Origin of the sequence: Emticicia sp. SJ17W-69 (assembly GCF_051209875.1) — a bacterium.
GTDB lineage: Bacteria > Bacteroidota > Bacteroidia > Cytophagales > Spirosomataceae > Emticicia.
This window is the reverse complement of sequence record NZ_JBNTQY010000001.1, coordinates 2,349,438-2,371,520: the sequence shown is the minus strand read 5'-3', so window position 1 is coordinate 2,371,520 and position 22,083 is coordinate 2,349,438. Positions and strand designations below refer to the sequence as shown.

The window sequence follows — 22,083 nt, the reverse complement described above, 5'->3', positions numbered from 1 at the left end:
GTATGAAAAACTTAGCCGTCAATACCATCATGTTTGCACAAGCACAAATCAATTACACTGATTTGTGCTGTGCCGATGGCAAAAAACATACGATAAGCAAAACACTCAAAAAAGTTGAGCAAGATTTATTGGTTACAGGGCAATTTTTGTGTATAAACAAAGGGTTTTTGATAAATATTAGTTTTGTTAAAAGCTTCCTAGTAGATGAATCCAAAGTTTATATGAATAATGATATGGTGTTTTCAATTTCAAGAAGAAGGTTGAAAGCATTACGCACTACTTTGAAAAATCAAATAACATCTAATCTATATGACTTATGAAAAATATTCTATTTTCTCCAAAAACGATATTCTCTTTACACTTTTTTTGTCTTATTTCTATTCATGGATGGGGACAGTTTAAGGTAATTGGGTATTTACCAAATTATCAGTGGTGGATATCTGACCCCAGTAATTCAGATGCAGCTAAATATAATTCTTCCTATTTTAGTAATTATACTCAAATCAATTTAGCTTTTGCCAATCCACAATTAAATGATAATGGAACTGCAACCAGTGCATTAGATGCAGCAGGCAATTATAAATGGGAATTTAGAGAAATTACAGAATATAAGGATGAAAAAGGCAAAATACATCCTGTTCCAGCAAAAACTGATTCAGAAGTTAAAACAATGCTTATTAATTTGAATAAGAAATTCTTAAATAAGAAATATTATATTTCTATTGGAGGTGCAGGTAGTGGTAAAACTCAAGATGAACAAATCGGTTGTTTTTATAACGCTTATCAGACACTAATGAGTACTTCTACAAAGAGAACAAAGTTAGTGTACGGGTTATTGAGTTTTTTGAAAAATTATGAAAGTTACGGTGTTATAGGAATAGACATTGATTTGGAATATCGTGCCGTTATGGATAAAAATTATTCCGAATTTGTAAAATTACTCAGTACAGCAATAGCTACTGAAAATTTACTAAGAATCGCTTCAAAAAAAGTACCTTTTGAATTATCATTGACTGCTGAGATGAAAAATATGTGGAAAAATTACTCAAAGGCATTGACTTATTACTCTTACAATAGTATTAATATAATGTCTTATGATTACCCAACCACTAATAAATCTCCGAATCATGCTCCATATTGGGAATTTAAAGATGACTTTGGAAAAACCAAAGGAAATAAAAATATAGTAATGGGGTTACCATTTTATGGTAAATATATAGGTGATGGTAATGAAATTGCTTATAAAGATATTCTTTGTACTTCGCAAAATGGGACCATAGCTAACCTTAAAGAAATTAGTGAATGGGATGACCATGATTTAAAAATTTGTGGAAAAACGGACGTAAGTCACCCATATTATAATGGTAAAAATACTATCGCCACTAAAGTCAAATGGCTACAAGAACCTGGACAAAAAGATAAGTGCATTGGAGTATTTATATGGGCAATCGGGAATGATGAAGCAGATTCTAAATATTCATTATTAAAAACCATAAAAGACGGTTTATTTACTGTCATCAAGCCATTGAAGTCCAAACCTAATATTTCACCAAGAGTTTTAGTTAGTAATAATTCTACATCAAATGCAAGATTAAATATATTAAATACGGCAATAAACTCTTTTTTTGTAGAAATTGAAAACAATGCGACTCAAACATTCAATGGTACGCTATCTTTAGGTTGGAAAAATTTAAAAACTGGTTTGGAAGTTAGTTTAATTTCTACCAAAACCGTTACTCTACCACCAAATGCTATTGAATATTTAGATAGGGGAACATCTCCAATTACAGACCCAGCGGGGTTCTATGAATTAAGAGTATATGCAAATGGATTATTAATTGATTCTGATACTTATGAAGTTGTAAGTGAAATTACTGGTGGTGAAAGTGCTTCCAACTGCAATACGACTCAAGGTGTTCAAATGACAATTAGCCGACCCAATGAAATGGATTTTAATGAAATTTCTTTAGGTTCGTTTGGAGATGAGTATTTAAGAATTAGTAATCCTTCTACAGGAATACTGCAAGGTAGTTTGAAAATTGCTCCAAATCATCCAGCATTTGAAATACAAAATCTTACCAACTCATTTTATCTCCAACCAGGCGAATTCCAAGATTTCTATATACGCTATACCCCTAGTGCTTATGGCTCGGTTTCGGTGCCAATTTATATTAATCATAATGCAACTAACTATGGGTGCAACTATGGTGTCAACATGACAGCTCAAACGACAGCTCCACCTATACAAATCAATGAAAAATTAGATTGCTCAGAAGCGGTTGTGTTAAGTTGTGGCATCACTCATCATGGTACTACAGCAGGTGCTGTAAACAAAGTCAGTCATTATGGAGCAAATGGTGAGTATTTTCCAATTAATAAAGATGGACCAGAAAAGGTTCATACGTTTACTGCTTGTTCGTCAGGTATTTTAAATTTTGTTTTTAACGAAATAGCCACTGGAAATTTAGATTTATATGTATTATCATCATGTGGCGATATGCAACATACACTCGCTTATGCTGGTGGTGGCGTAGATATTAGAGGAAGTTTTGATATAACGGCTGGTCAAACTTATTATTTTGTGGTAGATGGTGAAAATGGTGTAAGTGGCGAATATAATTTAAAAATAGAATGTCCTACTGAAAACAGTATCGGCGGAGGTAATGGCAACTCTTGTGCTACCATCAATAAATCATCCATTGATTTTGGTTTCATTGGTTCTGGCTCGTACGGACAGCAATACTTCACCATCAATAACCCAACCAATCAATATACGCAGGGTTGGGTAAAGTTTGAAGGGCAACATGGCAATTATTTTGGTATTTGGGTGCCAAATGTAGGTTACTTAACAGAATACTATTATAGTTTAAATCCAAATGAAAGTATTACTTTGGAAGTTATGATCAATGCTTCCATCAATGCCAATTATTCGGCACAAGCAAAAATAACATTTGAAGGAAGTTGTGCGTCTTCACCATATTATATCGCAATAAAAGCTACAAATATTCCTATAATAAATTGGCTAACTCAATTCGATAGAAAATCTTTTGATTTATGTTATAGCCCCAATAACACCATTCAATGGACTTCAAATGCACTCAACCCTTACTCAGATGCTGCAATCGAATATTCTTTAGACGGTGGGTTAAATTGGCTACCCTATTTTTATAGTCCTCCAAATAATATTTGTGGGGGAGGAAGTGGTAGTAATTGTGTTGCTAATGATGGAGAAGACAGCTTCAATTCAATGGGGCAATACACACGATTTGGCAAAATGAGAATAAGATATGATTGTTATGATACAAATTTACCTTGGATTATCAGCGATGGCTTTTTTACAGTAAAAGATCCATTAAATAATACTGTTAACATTACATATCCAAATATTCAAGAAGTTTTAACATGCGGACAAACCATAAATATTACTTGGCAACAAGGGGATACCGATTCTAATGGTTATAGGCTTTATTACTCAATAGATGGAGGAAATACATGGATTTTGATAAGTAGTACAACTGGTGGAAATGCTTATACAAGCCATAGTTATGCTTGGCAAGTGCCCAATATTTCAACTACACAGCTTAAATTTAAGGTTGAAGATATTGACGGTGCTACCTGGGGATTAGATTTAAGTGATTATTTTAATATTATAAAGTGTACGACTGTTCCAAGTATTCAAGTTAGTGAATCAATCATCAAGCCAAGTTGTGCAAGTGCTACCAATGGTTCAGTATCTTTAAATATTTCTGGCGGAACAGGTGGATATTTGTGTACATGGAAAAAAGCGAGCCTAACGGTCGGTACAGGGACAACATTAACAAATATCAATGCTGGTGATTATACCTATTTTATTACTGATAATAGTGGAAATACGATTACAGGTATTGTATCAATTAGTAGTGTTAATTTTACAATAATTTCAAGTTATACACAAGCTACTTGCTCAAAATCAGATGGTTCTGCTTCTGTAAGCATATCACCAAGTGGTTTATATAGTTTTTTATGGAGTGACCAAAGTACCAATGCCTCCATAAGTGCAAAAAAAAGTGGCTCATATTCAGTGATTGTAACACAAACCAATACTGGCTGTTCTCAAATGGAAACAATCTATATTCCAAGTTCATCCTCTCCGATTGATTTATCTATAAGTGGAAATACTGAAGTATGTCAAGGAGCAACTTCCATTTTAACAGCCAATCCAACGGGCGGTTTAGCACCATATACATTCAATTGGTCGAATAATCAAACAACACAAAATGTAACAATTGGAGTTGGGGCATATTTATGCTTAGTAACTGATGCAAATACTTGCACTTCTATTAAAAGTTTATTAATCACAGAAAAAACTTTACCACCAATTCCGAGCATAACCTCTACCACAATTAATAACGGCCAGACTGCTACACTTGCTGCAACAGGCTGTTTGGGAACAATAAATTGGTATAATGTTCCAACAGGAAGTTCAAGTTTAGGCAATGGCAGCAGTTTTATAACTCCATCATTAAATAGTACAACTATTTATTATGCTGATTGTACGATTGATACTTGTGTTAGTGCATCAAGAGGCAGTGGAACTGTTACAGTAAACGCAACTTCTTGCCCAATTCCAACGGATATGCAATGGCAAAATACCTTTCCTACTTCGTTTCAACCTTATTGGAAAGGTATAGCAGGGAATAACTATGTTGTTCGTTATCGTGTAAGTGGTACAATCAATTGGACTGAAACAGCTTTGATTTCTTGCACCCAAGATGGTATTGTAGTGACGACTTTAAGTGGCCTTAATAATGGACAAACTTATGAATGGCAAGTAAAAACAGTCTGCAGTCCAACCAATAGTAGCAACTACTCTACTTCTACGTTTTCGGCAACTTATTGCAGGTCGGCTTCAATCATAACTCCATCTGGGACAAACCTAACTGAAACCACTGCAAATATTCAATGGAATAGTACGCCTTCAAATGTAAATTTAAAGTTTAGGGTTATAGGTTCATCAATTTGGGGAACTGCTAACAACTTAACTACCTCGCAAACTTGGCTTACTAATTTATTGCCAGGCACAAATTACGAAGCACAAATACAAACAGTATGTATTGATGGAATACTTTCAGCATTTACACCAAGCATATACTTTACCACGCTTTCATGCCCTTCTTCGTTAGTATTGGGAGTTGGCTATTTTGCAACAGGAATATATAAAATTGGTCAAACTATTTCAAGTAAGGCAAGCATAAATACAGGTACTATTTATAATGCAGGCAACAGTATTTTGCTTTTACCAGGATTTTATGCAGCTAAAGGCGTAAATTTTGAAGCTCAGACAAAAGGCTGTAATTAAAAATTGATTTTTCAGCATCAATTTTAGTTTTCTTACTTCTTCGAGTGAAGAAGTAAGAAAACTAATTTGGATCTTTTATCTTTGTAAGTTGTATTTTACTCATCTTCTCTCCCCTATCTTTAAATCCAACTCATTACATATTAGCCTTGTAAAAATTTAAAGCTTATAATTATAACCTATTCTAACTACCTGTGTCTCATAGTAGTCATTACTGGTATATTTAAAACCTTGACCTATGATTTCTCTTTTAATAATCATGGTATTCAACAAATCACTTGCGTTGAGAAACAACTCTCCTCTTTTATTTTGAATCGCTTTTTTTAGTCCAAGGTCTAATGAAAAACGTGATTTTATTTTACCTTGTGGAATAATATCTGGAGCTAAATAAATAGCTGTCAACTGAGCGTCAATATTCTTTGCAAAATGAACAGTATTGTTAAACTTTATATTTCCTGAAATGATTTCTTGTTTAGCCGCCGAAAATATATTTTTAACAGGATATTTATTTTCAACCGTAAAAGCATCTATTTGATTTTTATAAGCATTAAAGTTGATGTTGAACGAATATTTTTTTGAAACAGTCTGACTCAAAACCATCTCTAAACCAGTATTATAACTTTTACTTGCGTTTTGGAAAATCGCATAAATTAAGTTACTACCAGGAACTATGCTTGAAATTCTTGTAATGGTGCCATCTGCAAATCTATGATAAAGGGCATTGTATAAGCTACCATTTTCCCAGTTGGTTTTAAAACCCAATTCGATTGAATTGGTGAATTGTGGCCGCAAAGCAGGATTTCCAACTTTAATAATTTCAGCATCATCATATTTTGGAAAAATACGAATATCCACTTCATTAGGTCTATCAACACGACGATTATAGAAAACTGAAAGTTTATTATTGTCATTAATTTTATAGGCTAAACGCAAATTGGGAAATGGCTGTGTATAATGATAACCATCGCTTTTATAAACTACATGGTTTGGATTTACGTCATACTGGATCCTAACATATTCAAGCCTCAAGCCTAATTCGGCTTCCCATTTTTTGTTCTCAAAAATATAATTGCTATAAACTGCAGGAATTAACTCTTTATAAGTCGCCCAACCACCTGCATTCACATCCAAAACAGAATTTGCCCCTGGAATAAAGTGCATATTGGTCGGAATACCTCTATCACGAAGTTTAATACCTGTTTCAATTCTACCATATTTTAGTGGTTTGATATAATCCACATTAAAATCATACACTTGTTCATCTGAAAGTAATTTAAAAGCGTCAGTTCCTTTTGAAGTTGGCAAATAATTATCATAAAAATACTTCTCATCTTCTCTATGAAATGTATAATTAAAACCAATATTAAGTAAATGCCCTGCTTCTTTGAATTTATGCTGATAATTGGCAGTTGCCATGATGGTAGTTTTCAATTCATCTTCCAAAAACTGCCAAAGGCGTTTTCTTTCCGTTAAATCTGCATTAAAAAAAGGCTCATCGCCACGATCAATAATTTTTTCGCTGCCAAAAAGTGCCGAAACTGTCAATAAATTTTGGTCATTAAATGTATAATCAATGCCTGATTTTAAGGTAGTAAAGTGCGTATTTCTATTACGCTTTAATTGTTGATTGACAATATCGCCATTGTCGTAAGTTCTATAAACAAACTCATTTTTATTCTGTGTTTCGGTGTATAAATAATCACCTTGAAAAAAAACATTGGCTTTGTTTTTTTTGTAATTGAGTGATATACTCGGATTTATCTTGGGCGTAAATGTGTATTGAGGTCTGATACTTGGCAAATTTTCTCTACGTACCCAAAGCGAACCTAAACCAGTTGTAAAGCCCACTTTACCGTTAAATCCTTCTTTATTATTCTTTTTGTAAATAATATTGATAATGCCTGCATTACCATTTGCATCATACTTCGCAGATGGATTATTGATAATTTCAACTTTTTCAATTGCTGATGCAGGAATATTATCCAATCCACTTTGACTACCAAAACCAGTCAGAGCTGTTTGTTTACCATCAATCAATATAATTATTTTATCATTCCCACGTAATTGTACTTTCCCATCTTGAACAGTTATGCTTGGTAGATTTTGTAATGCCTGTAAAATAGAGCCACCGCTTTGACTAATATTATCTTTCAATGCGAAAGTTTTCTTATCCATTTGTTCGCTTATTTCATTGGTTTTGGCAGTTACAACTACCTCATCTAAAGAAGTTGCTTTAGCTTCCAATTCGATGGTATTCAAATCTAAAAATTCAGTTAGTTTCCCAACAAAAACAGCTTGCTTTTTAGTAGAATAGCCAATATATGAAATTTCTAAGAAGTAATTACCTGTCTTAATATTAGTCAAAGCGAAACGCCCTTCTTCATTAGTCACAGTTCCACTTACAAAAGTACTATCTTTCTCTGTTTTCAAAATCACATTGACAAAAGGCAAAATTGCTTTGGAATTTTTATCTTTGATATTTCCAGAAATAGTAACCGCAGTTTGTGCTATTGAGAATGAAAAAATAAATAGTTGCAAAATTATTAAAGTAAATATCTTTGGTTGATTCATGAGTTGTTTTCAATTTTATCCTACTTTTTAAATTAAAATAGCTTTGTGTTCCACTGCTTAATACAAAGTTAAGTAATTCCATATATTTGATACATTAAAATATTTCTTCACCATTCTGTCGAATAAATGTTTGTGGTTGTCGATTCTTAACAATGAAAAGGAACATTTATTTCCTTTTAGGGTTATACTTGTAAAAAACATACCAAAGAAATATGAGAATTTTACTGATTGTGCTTACCTTATCACTTTATAGCTTAGAGTTAATTGCACAAAATAGCATTAATGGGAAATTAATTGATGCCACCACCAAAGAAGCCCTGCCTTTTGCTTCAATTTTAGTATCGCAAGCAAGAATTGGAACAGATTCTTTGAAAATAGGTAGTAGTACAAATGAAAAAGGCGAATTTTTGATTCAAAATTTAGCCGTTGGTAAAGCAAAATTAAGTATTTCTTTTGTTGGTTATCTGAAGGTTGTAAAGACAATACGTATTCCCGAAGACAATAATTTAGGTATTATCTCTTTACAAGCTGAAACTTCTATATTAAAAGAAGTAAGCGTAAAAGCTCAAAAAAATACTGCTACACTCAATTTGGATAAAAGGGTATTTAATGTATCTGATGGTATCACCAGTATTGGTGGTACTGCCGAAAATTTACTTCGTAATATTCCTTCTCTATCTATTGATGCCGACGGCAGTGCTATTTTGAGAAATTCTTCAGCAACGATTTATATCAATGGCAAACCTACGCAACTAAGTTTGGCACAAATCCCTGCTAATCAAATAGAATCAGTAGAAGTAATTTCTAATCCTTCTGCCAAATACGAAGCCGCAGCTACTGGTGGCATAGTAAACTTGGTATTGAAGAAAAATAGAGCAGCAGGGTATAATGGAACTGCCAGTGTTGGAATAGGTAATGCTGGGCGTTTTGATGGTATGTTGAACGCCGAAATGAATCGAAGCAAATGGAATCTTTCTGTACTTTATAATGCTAATGCCACTCAAAATTTGCTAGACAACTATGCTTATCGCACCAATTTTTCAAATAATGGTGTAGTTTCGAGCTATTTTAATCAAAATACAAATATTAAACTCAATAATGTTTTTCAGAATAGCCGAATTGCTGCTGACTATAATATCAATAAAAATAATACGATTTCGATTGCTGGAATCTATGTATTAGGTAAGTTTAATAGCCTAACCAACCAATCTTATGATAATTTTGATGCGAATCATATCCGAACTACTTATGGCGAACGTAGAACAACTCCAAATAATACATTCAATAATAAAGGTTTAGAACTCGATTGGAAACACAATTTCCCACAAAAAGGAAGAACACTTAGCTTTACTTCTGGATATAATCATAATAATGTTTCAAACGCTGCCGATTGGTTGACAACATCGCTTAATATTGATGGTACAAACCAAGTGGGTTCACCTGAAAAAGATAAGATTGCAGGCAACACCATTGGCAACCAATTAGTCGCTCAATTAGATTACTCACATCCTATCAATGATTCAACCAAATGGGAGCTGGGGCTACGAAGTTTGACTTATATTAGAGATCAACAGTATTTTTTTAATCAATTTCAAGAAGCTACTAATAGTTACAAATTACTTGCTGATTATTCGCAAAATGCCAGAATTACTGAAACAGTCAACGCACTTTATGCACTTTATACTACTCGATTAAAACACAATATCAGTTTACAGGCAGGTTTGCGAATTGAACAGTCAAGTTTACAAGGCGTTTCAAGATTTGAGCCAGCTACAACTTTTGGCTATTATTATCCTTCTACCACTGGAAAAAATTGGATAAAAGCATTCTTTCCATCATTTGCTATTAGCAAAAAATTAGGAGAAGAATCTGAAATCGGACTTAATTTGAGCAGAAAAATCGGTCGCCCTGGCTGGAGACAAATTTTCATTGGAATTCAGTCAAGCGACAAACAAAATATTACCATTGGTAATCCTGCTTTACAACCTGAGTTTGTCAATACTGCCGAACTCAACTACAACAAATCTTTTGGTAAAACAAATTGGTTATCGTCCGCTTATTATATTTATGAAGATAATACCATTAAGCCTTTTGTGCAACCATCAACTACCGACCCTTCCATTTTGGTAACAACTTTTACCAATGTAAAAGTAGATATTCAAGGTGGTTTTGAGAATACCATAACATTTTATGCGGTCAAAAACCTTTCTGTTTTGGCCAGTTTGAATGTTTTCAATTTTACACTTCAAACTGATACTTATTCAAAAAGTCTTTGGACTGCCCGCTCAAAACTAAACTTGACTTATAAATTTAAAGGAAATCTCTCAGCACAATTAAGTGGAAATTATGATGCTAAATCGCCAAGTTTACAAGGTTATCGCAAACCCATTCGTGCGGCTGATTTTGCTATTCGTAAAACATTTTGGAATAATAAAGGTAGCATAGCTTTTACTGTTAATGACATTTTTAATTCAAGAAGGCAAATTTCGATTTATGACCAAGCTACTGCATATCAAGAATCTATGAATCGTCGTGAAGTCCGTTTTTATAAATTAACCCTTCAACTCCCTCTCAACCGCAAGAGTACGACGAATGTGAAAAAGAAAAACTCAAATTCTACTCGCCCAGAAGTTGATTTTAGCAATTAAAATACAAGTTTTTTGACTAAAACAATTCAAATTCAGTCAAAAGTTATAAAAAACTAAAAAAAACTTTGCACCGAATGAAACTTTATCTAATTTTATATCGTTGACTTATCAACTATATCACTATCAACAGTTTATGGAATTAGATAAAGATTCACTTCAATTCATTTTTGCCAGCACGATTAGGGCATTACACAAACTATCAGCAGCCGAGTTTGAGAAACACGGCATGTCTATTTCGCCAGAACAATTTCATTTACTTAAAATTATTTCGTCGAAAGAAGATTCCATTCAATCTGAATTAGCTGAAGTATTACAGTTAGATAAGTCAGGAATTATGCGTCATATTGACCAAATGGAAGCAAAAGGAATGGTACAGCGTTTAAATGATGCCAATGACCGTCGAAAAAAATATATTATCTTAACCGAGGCAGGCGAAGCAGAATTGGAAAAATGTAAAGCGGTCATAACGAGTCTTGGTGAAATTATTATGTGGAACATTTCGGATGCTGAAATATTAATTTTCAAACAAGTTTTATCAAAGTTGAAACAAAACGCAGAAGCATAAATTTTTGTTTAAATAGTTGACAAATCAACTATATTAAAATCAACTTATTCTTAGAAAAATTCAATTAATCAAACACATGAAAAAATTAAGTTTTTTAATTTATATGGTTTGGCAAATAGGCACCATCACTGCTTTTAGCCAAAAACAGAATACCAGTAATCAACTGGGGGGAACACCACTTTCACTTAAAAGTTGTATTGATTTTGCCTTAAAAAATCACTTAAATAATGCCATCGCCAACAATGAGATTTTGGCCGCAAATGAAAAAGCAAAAGAAGCTTTATCAGGATATTTACCGCAAGTAAGTACAAATATTACCTTTGATGACAACTTGAAACGTCAGGTTTCAGTCATTCCTGCGGGAGCTTTTAGTCCAAATGAAATAAGAATTCAGTTTGGTAATCAATACAATACCAATGCCACGGCTCAACTTGACCAAGTGATTTTTGACAAATCAATGCTACTTGGACTGAAAGCAGCTGAGCCTAATACCCAATTGGCAATTTTGAAAAAAGAACAAACCCAAGATAATCTTATCTATAATACTGCAAATGCGTATTTTCAAGTGCTGGTTTATTTGGAGCAAGAAAAAATCACGCTTGAAAACGAAAAAAAATACAGAGAATTATTAGATATTTTAAAACTACGTTTAGAAAAAGGCGTCATCAAAAAGACTGATTTCGACCGTACAAAATCTACCCTCAATAATATCTTATCACAAAAATCAATCATTCAAGCCAACAAAGGTGTGGCATTGAATCGTTTGAAAAATGTCATGGGCATGTCATTAAACGAATACATAAGTATTTTGGATAGTATCAATTATGAAACGCTGACACAAATCGAAAGAGACAATGCTTTGGATGTAAAGGATATTTTAGACTACAAGATTCAAAGTAATAATATTCTTCTGCAAGAACTTGATGTGAAAAGAAAACAAGCCGCTTTTTTGCCAGCTGTTTCGATGTATGGTAGATATGGTGTCATGAGTTTTGGCAATGATTTTGGCAAATCACTCTCCAATTGGATTGATTTCTCATCAATTGGGTTCAAAGTAAATGTACCGATTTTCAGTGGTTATCGCAAAAATAGTCAATTGAAACAAAGTGAAATAAGCTTATTGAATGCCAAAACAAGTTTGAAAATTAGCACAGATAATATGCAATTGGCTTTTGAAAACTCAGCCACACTGATTCAAAAGGCTCAATCAGATTTGAAAATTAATAAGGAAAACCTTGATTTTGCTAAAGAAGTTTTTGAAAGTAGTAGTTTAGAATATCAAAAAGGGGTTTCGATGCTATCAGATGTATTGAACGCTGATTATACATACAAAGAAGCTCAAAGTAATTATATGAATTCACTCATCAATTTCTTGAGTACAAGACTTGAATACGAAAAATCGAAAGGAAACTTAAAAAATTATATTAATCAATTTTAATCAAACAGATCAATGAAAAAGTCGCTCATTCTCACCATATCTTTAATAGCAGTAATAGGCGTCATTACTTACACGCTTGCTAAAAATAAGAAAAAAATAGAAGCCAATAAAGTAGTTGTTGACCGTACAAAATTAGCCGTAGCCGTTTCCACAAGTTTGGTCGACTACAAAGAATACGATGGTAAAGTTGTATTACCTGCCAATTTAGAACTTAACAGCGAAGCTACTATTGCCGCTGGAATTCAAGGAAAAATAGAAAAATTATCAATAGAAATAGGCACGAGAGTAGCAAAAGGGCAAGTTATCGGGAGTTTAGAATCAAAACTAAAACTGATCAATCTAAAATCTAATGAATTGACACTTAGTAAATTAGAAAAAGATTTAGCACGTAATGAAGACTTATTCAAAGGAAATGCAGGTACAGAATTAAGCGTAATTAATAGCAAATATGATATCGAAAATACACGCTTGCAAATCGAACAAGTAAAACAACAAATAAGCGATGGCAATATTATTTCGCCAATCAGCGGTATTGTTACTTCACGTAAATTGATGGCTGGTGAATTTGTCAGTCCTGGTTCGGTGATTGCAACGGTTGTTGATGATATTCATTTAAAAGCAGTCGTTTTTGTGAATGAAAAAGATGTTTACCAATTACGTTTAGGACAAAATGCAAGTATCACCTCAGATGTTTTTCCTAATAAATCTTTTGCAGGAAATATTAAATTTATTTCTCCTAAAGGAGATGAAAATCATAATTACAGAGTTGAATTACAATTGAATACAAATGCACTGAGAGCAGGCACTTATGTAATGGTTGGCTTTGATTTGGGTGGAAAAGCAAAGGTTTTACAAATACCAAAATTAGCTTTAGTAGAAGGTGTTAAAAATCCTTATGTATATGTTGTAAAAAACAATGTAGCTTCCGTAAAGAAAATTACACTTGGTCGTGAAATCGGCGAAAACATTGAAGTGGTGGCTGGTTTAGAAGCGGGCGAAGAGGTAGTAACAAGCGGACAAATCAACTTGACCGACGGAAGTAGTATTATCAAAACTAATGATAAATAATTGGTTATTAGTTAATGGTTATTAGTTATTAAAGATTTACTTCATTAGGAACAATTGGCCTATAACAAGTAACCAGTTCACAATTTTAACAAATAAGAAAATGTCAATAACAGAAATATCAATCAAACGTCCTTTGTTGATTACGGTCTTTTTTGTGACTTTGATTCTGTTTGGCTTTATCAGCTATAAGCAATTAAATTATAATTTATTGCCAAAATTTGAAGCCAACGTCATCATGGTTCAGACCGTTTATCGTGGAGCATCTTCTGATGAAATTCAGAACGTTGTAACAAAGCCCATCGAAGAGGCAGTTTCTGCCATCGAAGGGATAGATAAAATTTCTTCGAGTTCGTCAGAAGGCTTATCAATTGTTACAGTACAACTCAAATCAGGTATCAATACACTTGATGCACAAAGAGATGCTGAACGAAAAATCAACCAAATTAAATCGACTTTGCCAGTAGATGCCAATGACCCTGTAGTCAATCGTTTTAATACTGATGAAATTCCAGTATTAAGAATTAGTGCCTCAGCCAATATGTCAGAACCTGAATTATATGATTTAATTGACCAAAAAATTAAGCCTGTTTTATCAAACGTTGCAGGAGTAGGTACAGTTCGACTAATTGGTGGCAATGAGCGTGAAATTCAAGTAAATCTTGATAATACTAAGCTACAAGCCTATAATATTTCGTCGGCACAAGTAAACCAAATGATTGCTAATAGCAATAGCTCCTTCCCAGCAGGTAGTGTTTTAAGCAATAATAATAGAATTTCGATTAGATTGGATGCTAATCTTGTAAAAATTGATGAATTACGAAATCTTATTATTCGTCAGAATGCCGATGGTAGTAGAGTTTTACTCAAAGACCTTGCAATGATTACAGACGGGCAAACCGAGACCAAAACACTCAATAGAAATAATGGTAAAGCTGGAATAGGTATTGAAATTGTCAAGCAAGCAGATGCTAACGCAGTAAATGTGAGTAAAGCAGTGAAAGAATCTCTCAAAAAGATTGAGCAAGAATATGCTTCAAAGAAATTCACTTATGATATTGCTGCCGATCAATCAGTCTATACACTTGCATCGGCCGATGCGGTTGTACATGATTTATTTTTAGCAATTATCATTGTGGCAGGTGTAATGCTGTTTTTCTTACATAGTTTCCGTAGTTCTATGTTTGTATTGGTAGCTATTCCTTCGGCCATGATACCCACATTTATCCTGATGTATGTCTTTGGTTTTTCACTCAATCTAATGACTCTTATGGGACTTTCATTGGTGGTTGGTATTTTGGTTGATGATAGTATCGTAGTTTTGGAAAATATTTATCGCCACCTCGAAATGGGGAAAAACAAGATTGATGCAGCATTGGAAGGAAGAAAAGAAATTGGTTTTACGGCTTTGGCTATTACACTGGTGGATGTTGTGGTTTTCTTACCTTTATCAATGAGTGGTGGTTTGATTGGTAACATTCTAAGAGAATTTTCTTTAGTGGTTGTTTTCTCTACATTAATGAGTTTATTAGTATCATTCACACTTACACCATTATTGGCTTCAAGATGGGGAAAAATCGAAATTTTGAGTAAATCAAGTCTTTGGGGCAGAATCAATCTTGGTTTTGAGAAATTCCTCGATAGTTTACAAGCCGATTACGGAAAAATGTTAGCTTGGTCGCTCAATCATAAGCGTTGGGTGCTAATTGTCATCTTCGTGATGTTTTGTGGCTCAATTGCTTTGTTGGGAACTGGGTTTATCGGTACAGCTTTTGCTGGTTCTGGAGATCGTGGTGAATTTGCCATTCAACTTGAAATGTCTTCACAAACACCACTATCACAAACCAATATGATAACCAAGCAAGTGGAAGAATTATTGCTTCAAAAACCAGAAGTTGAAAAAGTTTTTGCTAATATCGGTACACAAACAGGTGCAATGGGTTCAGGAAATTCTAATTCAAATATTTCTGAAATTTCAGTTACGCTTGTGGATAAGCAAAAGCGTAAAATGTCAACTGACGCTTTTGGTAATATGATAAGAGATGAAATCACAAAAATTCCTGGTGTAAAAATAGTGTTAAGACCTGTGAGTATTACTGGCGGCAGTGAAGCTCCCATTCAAGTTGCTATCAAAGGTGTTGATATGCAGAAAATTAAGGAAGTTGCTCAAAGTGTGAAAGATATTGTTAGAAAAACGCCTGGAACAGATTATGTTGAATTTAGTACTAAAAGTCCAAAGACTGAAATTTCAATTCAATTAAATCGTGATAAAATTTCACAAGCTGGGCTTAGTATTCCTGAAGTTGGGGGAGCGATTCAATTAGCATTTAGAGGAAATGACCAATCTAAATTTAAACAATCGGGTGAAGAATATCCCATCAATATTTCATTAGAAAAATCAGAAAAGCGTTCTATCGAAAATATTCGAGAATTGACTCTCAGAAATAGCAAAGGAGCGATCATCAAACTCAATGAAGTAGCTGATGTGACGGAAGTGGTAGGTCAGGCTATTTTAGAACGCTCCGACCGAATGAATTCAATTAAAGTAACAGCTTCGGCAGTTGGTCGTCCTACTGGAACGATTGTAGCGGATATTCAAAAACAAATTGCTAAATTAAAAATTCCAGAAGGTGTTATCATTGAATATCAAGGAGAAGCACAACGCCAAAAAGATGCTTTTGGTAGCTTGGGTTTAGCAATGGGCTTAGGTATTTTGTTGGTGTACTTGATTATGGTTGCACTTTATGAAAGCGTTGTTTATCCATTTGTAGTACTATTCTCTATTCCAGTCGCATTAATTGGAGCATTATTAGCCTTAGCACTTTCAATGGAATCATTGACTATTTTTGCCATTGTTGGTCTGATTATGCTTTTGGGTTTGGTAGCAAAAAATGGGATTCTAATCGTTGACTTTACAAATCATCTAAAAGCAGAAGGTCTTTCGGTGAGGGAAGCATTAATTGAAGCAGGAAAGGAACGTTTACGTCCAATTTTAATGACAACTATTGCGATGATTACAGGTATGCTACCCATCGCTTTGGCATCAGGCTCAGGAGCTGAAGTAAAAAATGGGATGGCTTGGGTAATCATTGGTGGTTTGAGCAGCTCTCTACTACTTACTTTATTTTTAGTACCTTCTATGTACATGATAATTGAGTCCTTAAAAAATAGAATCTTAGGACTTACAAGTAAAAGAAATGCTAAAAAAGTGGCAGCATTGGTGCATGAATAAATCACATATTAACAAAACACAGAAGCCAAATTCATGGCTTCTGTGTTTTGTTGATAAATACTACAATCTTTTCTATAAATTATTAGCCTTTTTCTTTACAGTTTATCCAATTCACGCCAAACTTTCAATTCATCTTTAAATCTATCATTTAATACCTCCAATTTGGTATCAATACGCATGGTAGGTCTATCTTTCAGGTTATAAGGTTTCCATTCTGGAGCATCTTTAGCAAAAGGTTTACCTGTTTTTGCAAAGTTGGTCCATAATTCGGCGAAATTATGCGAGGCCGTAACTCTCTCTGGCTTGTTTCCACCAAAGAAACTTGGTTTATCAGCAGATTCATTGAAGAATTTAAAACTAATATCCATTGCGTGAGGAGTCCCCATCGGATAATCTGTATTTGGAATTTTCACTTCAGATTTATACCCAAAATTATACAGATAAACATTTGCCCCGCCTTGTTTAACTTTTTTCTCAGCAATTTCAACCGACCCTAAACCCATCATCGTAATTGATGAAATAGCAATGTAAATATCTGCTGCTGAAGCACTTGGCCTTGCTTTTCGGTAAGTGTCAATTATTTTTTGCGTATTTGTACCATACGTTGGTTCAAATTTTTTGTGTAAGGCCTCAAAATCGTACGTAGCAAATTCCGTTTCCTTTCTTTCCCAAGCAAAAAATGCCCATTCATCTTCATTCCAACCCACTAAAAGTGGTTTATTCTTAGAAATCACAGGAGCAGTTGGGTCAAATGGATTATTAGGCAAGGCTTTTCCATCAACCACAGGGCCAAAGCCGCCGTAGTTTCTTCTCATAAATCCTTGATTTTTATTTTTCTCAACAAATGGTGGTACAAAAGGAAGTTTTCCTTGCATTTCTAATAATTTGCTGGCTGGCACATCCAAAATCTTTTTCCAATCTTTAGGGTCGATATTTAGCTCTTTTAAAAGCATCAATGTAGTTTCTGCTGCTACTTCTTTTGGAGTCATTCGCACACCTGGGCCACTTTCAATCGAAGCCTTATTGAAATAAGGTGCTGCCGACGGCATTGCATACAAACAAGATGTTTTTGCTCCACCACCCGATTCTCCCCAAATCATAACATTATTTGGATCTCCGCCAAAATTGGCAATATTCTGGTTCACCCATTTTAGGCCTTCTACAATATCCAACATTCCGTTATTACCCGAACCAGCGTAATCAGCTCCTCCTAATTCATCTAAATACAAAAAGCCTAATAAGCCCAAACGATGATTGGTTTCTACGACAACCACATCAAAATGTCGAGCAAGATTTGCCCCGTCTTGTCCACCTGAACCACCCGAGCCAATCACAAAACCACCGCCATGATTATAAAACATAACTGGACGTTTCTTATGGTCGTTGGCTGGTGTCCAAACATTTAAGAAAAGGCAATCTTCCGAAGGAGCAGGCTCATTTCTTCTTGGATTTTGTATGGCTGGAGCTCCAAGAGTTAGGGTTTCTTTCACTCCCGTCCAAGGTTCAAGCGGGGCAGGACGGCGGAAACGTCTATCTTCTGATGTTTTGCCCGCATAAGGAATTCCTTTAAAAATATTTACTCCATTTTCTCGATATCCTTTTATTTTGCCAAAATTGGTTTCAGCATTTACAAATTCCTCGATGATAGACGAAGCTCCAAATATTTTTTGTGATGAAAATACATTTGTTGAAAAAGCAGCACCAACTAATGTTAATGATAGTTGAGATAATGCTTGTCTTCTATTGATGATTGATGCCATTACTTTGATGGTTAGAGGTTTAATTGATTGATACCTTCTTTGAGAGCTACTGTTTTTCCATTCCAAACAAGATTACCTGTAATAGTTTTAGGTAATTCAATCTGAATTTTCCATTTCCCGTTTTCTAATTTATAGTTAGTAGAAATATTTCCTTTTGGGTGTGGAATACTACCACCAATATCAGTCATTTGCCCAAGATGTGGTGTAATTTTTACTTTTGAAAAACCAAGTCCATCGCTGTCAATTCCTAATATTGTACGGTAAAATTCAATATTTGGGCTCGAACCCCAAGCATGACAATCGGAGCGAGTTTTATCTACATCAGACGTTTCTGCCCAAGTAGTTAGTCCCATATTAATATTTTCACGCCATTTATCTAACCATTTCAAATAATCATTTCCGAAACCTGCTTTGATTAAAGCTTGGTGTAAATAGTATTTAAAATAAATTGAAGCCGAAGCTAAATCTTTATTATTGATGAGTTGTTGAGCAATTTCTTTTGTTTCTAAAGGCGATGTAATACCTGTTAGAATGGCCAATGAATTAGTATGTTGAGAAAAAGTATCTTTTTCTTCACGGTCGGCAAATAACTTTTTAGAAGCATCGTAATATTTAGTTCGAATCGTTTTTTTGAGTTGTTCGATAGCTTTCTGATACTGTGTGGCAAAGGCAATATTTCCTAATTTCAACTCTAAATCAGTCGCCACTTGATACGCCCATAGCAATTGAAAATCAAGTACTGCTGATGTGCCATTTTCACTCATTGGCCCAATGCCCGACCTCCATTCTTTTGAATTATCAACCCAATCAGTAAACATCCATTGTGGTACATTTTTTAAAGAGCCATCTGCTTGTTGATAGGTCTTGAAATAATCTAAAATTTGGCGAGTTCCTCCAATTTTTGATTTCACAAAATCAATATCACTACCATAGCGACTATAATCATGCAACATACCTATATACCATAAAGAAAAAGTAGGGATGAATTGTGGAGTATAAGAAGGATGGCGGCTGAGTGTCACGCCTTCGGGCTGACGTGAAAAATCCATAAGGTTGAGGGCATTTTTCACTAATCGGTCATCCCCGCTATTAAAAAGCGATACCAAAGCCTGTATTCGACCATCCCCGATATACTGCAATTGTTCGTAATAAGGACAATCCATATAGGTTTCAGTCGCACACAAGCGAGCTGTACGCCAGCCGATGGTCAAAATATTACTAATTTCTTGGTCTTTACTGGTAGTATTTGCTTTCAATTCGAATGGATAGCCTGTAAATGTCCCAAAAATATCATTCAAAATCAGAGGTTCATCTTTCGTAGTAACGATTAATTGAATGTAACGATAAGTTCTATAGGTAAGTGTTGTGAATTTTTGAAGTTTACTTCCATCAGAAATAAGACTATCCGTTCGCCCTAAAAAGTCCTTATTTTGGGTGTCATTACGATTACCCTTTGCTGGATATTTATTAAACATTGTCTCAGCATATTTTATACTAATTGAAGCATTTTTACCTCCACTAAAAACTGCATTTGGGTAAGCATTTGTCAAATAATTTTGATCTATAATAATCTTAGCAGCAGTATTTGCGGGAATCGTAATTTCCTTCCTTTCAGATGGAAAGCCAGCTGGTATTGTTATCGCTCCATCAGAAACGACCACTTTATTGAGGCGTTCGTCTTTCATTTCCATTGGAGGAATAATTGATGGCACGAGCATCCAACCGCTCATCGTTCCAAATGCTCCCAAAATATTTTTAGGAACACCTGAGCCAATCAGTTTTGCTTTTTGCCAACTACTATCATCAAATGATTCGCTTTGCCAATTCTTAATTTGATTACTGAAGTTCCGTACTTCACCCGCACCAGCAACATAATAAGCTCTTACATTAAATCTTATCGGAGCATAGCTATTATCTTTTTCGCAAAGCCAAGAGTTATTGGTATTTATGGCCGACTCAGCCGAAGTTGCTCCTTGTAAAATGAAACCTGTTCGGTAAGTAATTTGAGCTTCAGGTTTAAATTCGCCTTCGTTCCATACTTGGGCAGCAACGGTATTTTTACCAGTTTTTAGATAAGGAGCAATATCAACCGTTTCGTAATTCCAGTGATTCAAATCACCTCTTGCCGGCCCTAATGAAACAAATTTCTCGTTGATAAAAAGTTTATACCTATTATCGGCCGAAACATGAATTATAAATTTGGTAGGCTTAGTAGCTATTTCAACAGTTTTTCTAAATAAATAAACACCATATCCATCATTTGTGGCACTTGGTACAGTTATCCAATAGGCGTGCCATCTTTTGTTAATTACATCTGGTTCGCCAGTTGGAGGACCAAACTGAGCCTTTACAAGAATAGAAGTCAGCAGAACAATAAGTAAGCTAAACAAATACTTTTTTTTCATTTTATTAAGGTTGAATTTTTTGAGTATTAATAAACACATATAACAATATTTAATATCAAAATAATGCAATATATCATTAAAAACCTTACTGTACTCTTCTGCCAAATGTCACAAATTTTAATTATTTTATACGCATTATCTTCTTACTAAAGTTGTAACTCACCATTACATTCCACATAAAATTCTGATTATTAGGCACATCCGATTTAAAAGTTTGATTTATGGTGGATTGTAAAGCAAAAGGCCACTTTTTATTAGAAAGGATTCCCGTCGCAGAAAAATAGTTACCTCTATAACCATCTGTATATAGGAAAAATACCGACGGAATTAGTTGAAACCTGAAATTTTCACTCAGTTTTATGTTTGCAATATTGGTATTTAGAAACAAAACTCGTGTCAATTGTGGTCCATGATTTTGGAGGCCATTACCTTGTAAATAAGTTGCACCAATTCCCCAATTTGGGGTAATCTGATAATTTGGTACTATTTCAAAGGCAAGAAATCTTAGCATTTCGGTAATTTCAGTTGTCTTACCATTTTCAGTAACATTGCGATGTATCAGTGTAAATGCAGGATGAGTACCGAGTCTTAAACTAAATTTTTGTTTTTCGATAATCCTATACCTCAACCAAAATAATAAACCACCTTTACTTGCATCTGGTACAAGTCTAATATCTGGGTCAAAGCTTAACCGCTTTTTTCTCCAAGAAAAATTCATAATGACAGCAGGGTTATTTAATGAAAAAGTAGGAATGATTGAAAAACCATTATTAGTCAATCCTACTGAACCCGAAAAGGTAGTCGCAGCTTGGGTATTTGTACTGTCTTGTGTTTGTGCTAAACTAACAAGCGTTGAAAAAATAAGTAAACATGTAATTTTAAGAGTCGAAAATCTAATCATTAGCTATTAATTGTATTTAAAATGTTTTTTTTACAAAGTTACTGCAGTTTAAAAAGTGATATTTTATCAATTTCACTGAATTTATTACCAATTTCACAGTTCTTAAATCAAGACAATGGTTTAATATATAAGTTTGTTTGGTTCTAATAAAAATTCTATGTCA

General features: G+C 34.2%; 11 protein-coding genes. 7 read left to right on the top strand and 4 right to left on the bottom strand.

Going from position 1 to position 22,083, the window contains the following annotated elements; all coding sequences use genetic code 11:
• Positions 1-2: 2 nt before the first annotated feature.
• Positions 3-320: a LytTR family transcriptional regulator DNA-binding domain-containing protein gene (locus ACQUQZ_RS09710; protein WP_435354690.1), complete on the top strand. Its 318-nt coding sequence runs from the start codon at positions 3-5 to the stop codon at positions 318-320.
• On the top strand, positions 317-5,338 hold the full coding sequence (locus ACQUQZ_RS09705) for a glycosyl hydrolase family 18 protein (protein WP_435354689.1): 5,022 nt from the start codon (positions 317-319) through the stop codon (positions 5,336-5,338). Before ACQUQZ_RS09710 ends, ACQUQZ_RS09705 begins: the two co-directional genes overlap by 4 nt.
• Before the next feature lie 156 nt (positions 5,339-5,494).
• On the opposite strand, the gene ACQUQZ_RS09700 is transcribed toward ACQUQZ_RS09705, so the two are convergent.
• Positions 5,495-7,906: a TonB-dependent receptor domain-containing protein gene (locus ACQUQZ_RS09700; protein WP_435354688.1), complete on the bottom strand. Its 2,412-nt coding sequence runs from the start codon at positions 7,904-7,906 to the stop codon at positions 5,495-5,497.
• 212 nt (positions 7,907-8,118) lie between these two features.
• Between ACQUQZ_RS09700 and ACQUQZ_RS09695 the strand changes: the two genes are divergently transcribed.
• The 5 genes from ACQUQZ_RS09695 to ACQUQZ_RS09675 all read left to right on the top strand — a co-directional run bounded on the left by ACQUQZ_RS09695 (position 8,119) and on the right by ACQUQZ_RS09675 (position 16,854).
• Complete coding sequence (locus ACQUQZ_RS09695) at positions 8,119-10,554, top strand: TonB-dependent receptor domain-containing protein (RefSeq protein WP_435354687.1); 2,436 nt, start codon at positions 8,119-8,121, stop codon at positions 10,552-10,554.
• A gap of 133 nt (positions 10,555-10,687) precedes the next feature.
• Positions 10,688-11,119: a MarR family winged helix-turn-helix transcriptional regulator gene (locus ACQUQZ_RS09690; protein ID WP_435354685.1), complete on the top strand. Its 432-nt coding sequence runs from the start codon at positions 10,688-10,690 to the stop codon at positions 11,117-11,119.
• A gap of 76 nt (positions 11,120-11,195) precedes the next feature.
• A complete protein-coding gene (locus ACQUQZ_RS09685) occupies positions 11,196-12,557 on the top strand; it encodes a TolC family protein (protein ID WP_435354684.1) in 1,362 nt (453 codons plus the stop codon).
• 12 nt (positions 12,558-12,569) lie between these two features.
• Entirely contained in the window at positions 12,570-13,625 is a 1,056-nt protein-coding gene (locus ACQUQZ_RS09680; protein WP_435354683.1) for an efflux RND transporter periplasmic adaptor subunit, read from the top strand.
• Positions 13,626-13,725: 100 nt separating this feature from the next.
• Complete coding sequence (locus ACQUQZ_RS09675; RefSeq protein ID WP_435354682.1) at positions 13,726-16,854, top strand: efflux RND transporter permease subunit; 3,129 nt, start codon at positions 13,726-13,728, stop codon at positions 16,852-16,854.
• 95 nt (positions 16,855-16,949) lie between these two features.
• Here the strand turns inward: ACQUQZ_RS09675 and ACQUQZ_RS09670 are convergent, their stop codons facing one another.
• The 3 genes from ACQUQZ_RS09670 to ACQUQZ_RS09660 all read right to left on the bottom strand — a co-directional run bounded on the left by ACQUQZ_RS09670 (position 16,950) and on the right by ACQUQZ_RS09660 (position 21,920).
• Positions 16,950-18,614: a carboxylesterase/lipase family protein gene (locus ACQUQZ_RS09670; protein ID WP_435354681.1), complete on the bottom strand. Its 1,665-nt coding sequence runs from the start codon at positions 18,612-18,614 to the stop codon at positions 16,950-16,952.
• An 11-nt stretch (positions 18,615-18,625) separates the two neighbouring features.
• Positions 18,626-21,019 (bottom strand): alpha-L-rhamnosidase N-terminal domain-containing protein, encoded by a 2,394-nt coding sequence (locus tag ACQUQZ_RS09665; RefSeq protein ID WP_435354680.1) that lies wholly within the window; start codon positions 21,017-21,019, stop codon positions 18,626-18,628.
• Between the two features lie 121 nt (positions 21,020-21,140).
• A complete protein-coding gene (locus ACQUQZ_RS09660) occupies positions 21,141-21,920 on the bottom strand; it encodes a hypothetical protein (protein ID WP_435354678.1) in 780 nt (259 codons plus the stop codon).
• Positions 21,921-22,083 lie beyond the last annotated feature (163 nt).

Bases quoted from the DNA above. Each gene is read 5' to 3' on its own strand.
- ACQUQZ_RS09710 (WP_435354690.1), top strand. From the start codon at position 3: ATGAAAAACTTAGCCGTCAATACCATCATGTTTGCACAAGCACAAATC.
- ACQUQZ_RS09705 (WP_435354689.1), top strand. From the start codon at position 317: ATGAAAAATATTCTATTTTCTCCAAAAACGATATTCTCTTTACACTTT.
- ACQUQZ_RS09700 (WP_435354688.1), bottom strand. From the start codon at position 7,906: ATGAATCAACCAAAGATATTTACTTTAATAATTTTGCAACTATTTATT.
- ACQUQZ_RS09695 (WP_435354687.1), top strand. From the start codon at position 8,119: ATGAGAATTTTACTGATTGTGCTTACCTTATCACTTTATAGCTTAGAG.
- ACQUQZ_RS09690 (WP_435354685.1), top strand. From the start codon at position 10,688: ATGGAATTAGATAAAGATTCACTTCAATTCATTTTTGCCAGCACGATT.
- ACQUQZ_RS09685 (WP_435354684.1), top strand. From the start codon at position 11,196: ATGAAAAAATTAAGTTTTTTAATTTATATGGTTTGGCAAATAGGCACC.
- ACQUQZ_RS09680 (WP_435354683.1), top strand. From the start codon at position 12,570: ATGAAAAAGTCGCTCATTCTCACCATATCTTTAATAGCAGTAATAGGC.
- ACQUQZ_RS09675 (WP_435354682.1), top strand. From the start codon at position 13,726: ATGTCAATAACAGAAATATCAATCAAACGTCCTTTGTTGATTACGGTC.
- ACQUQZ_RS09670 (WP_435354681.1), bottom strand. From the start codon at position 18,614: ATGGCATCAATCATCAATAGAAGACAAGCATTATCTCAACTATCATTA.
- ACQUQZ_RS09665 (WP_435354680.1), bottom strand. From the start codon at position 21,019: ATGAAAAAAAAGTATTTGTTTAGCTTACTTATTGTTCTGCTGACTTCT.
- ACQUQZ_RS09660 (WP_435354678.1), bottom strand. From the start codon at position 21,920: ATGATTAGATTTTCGACTCTTAAAATTACATGTTTACTTATTTTTTCA.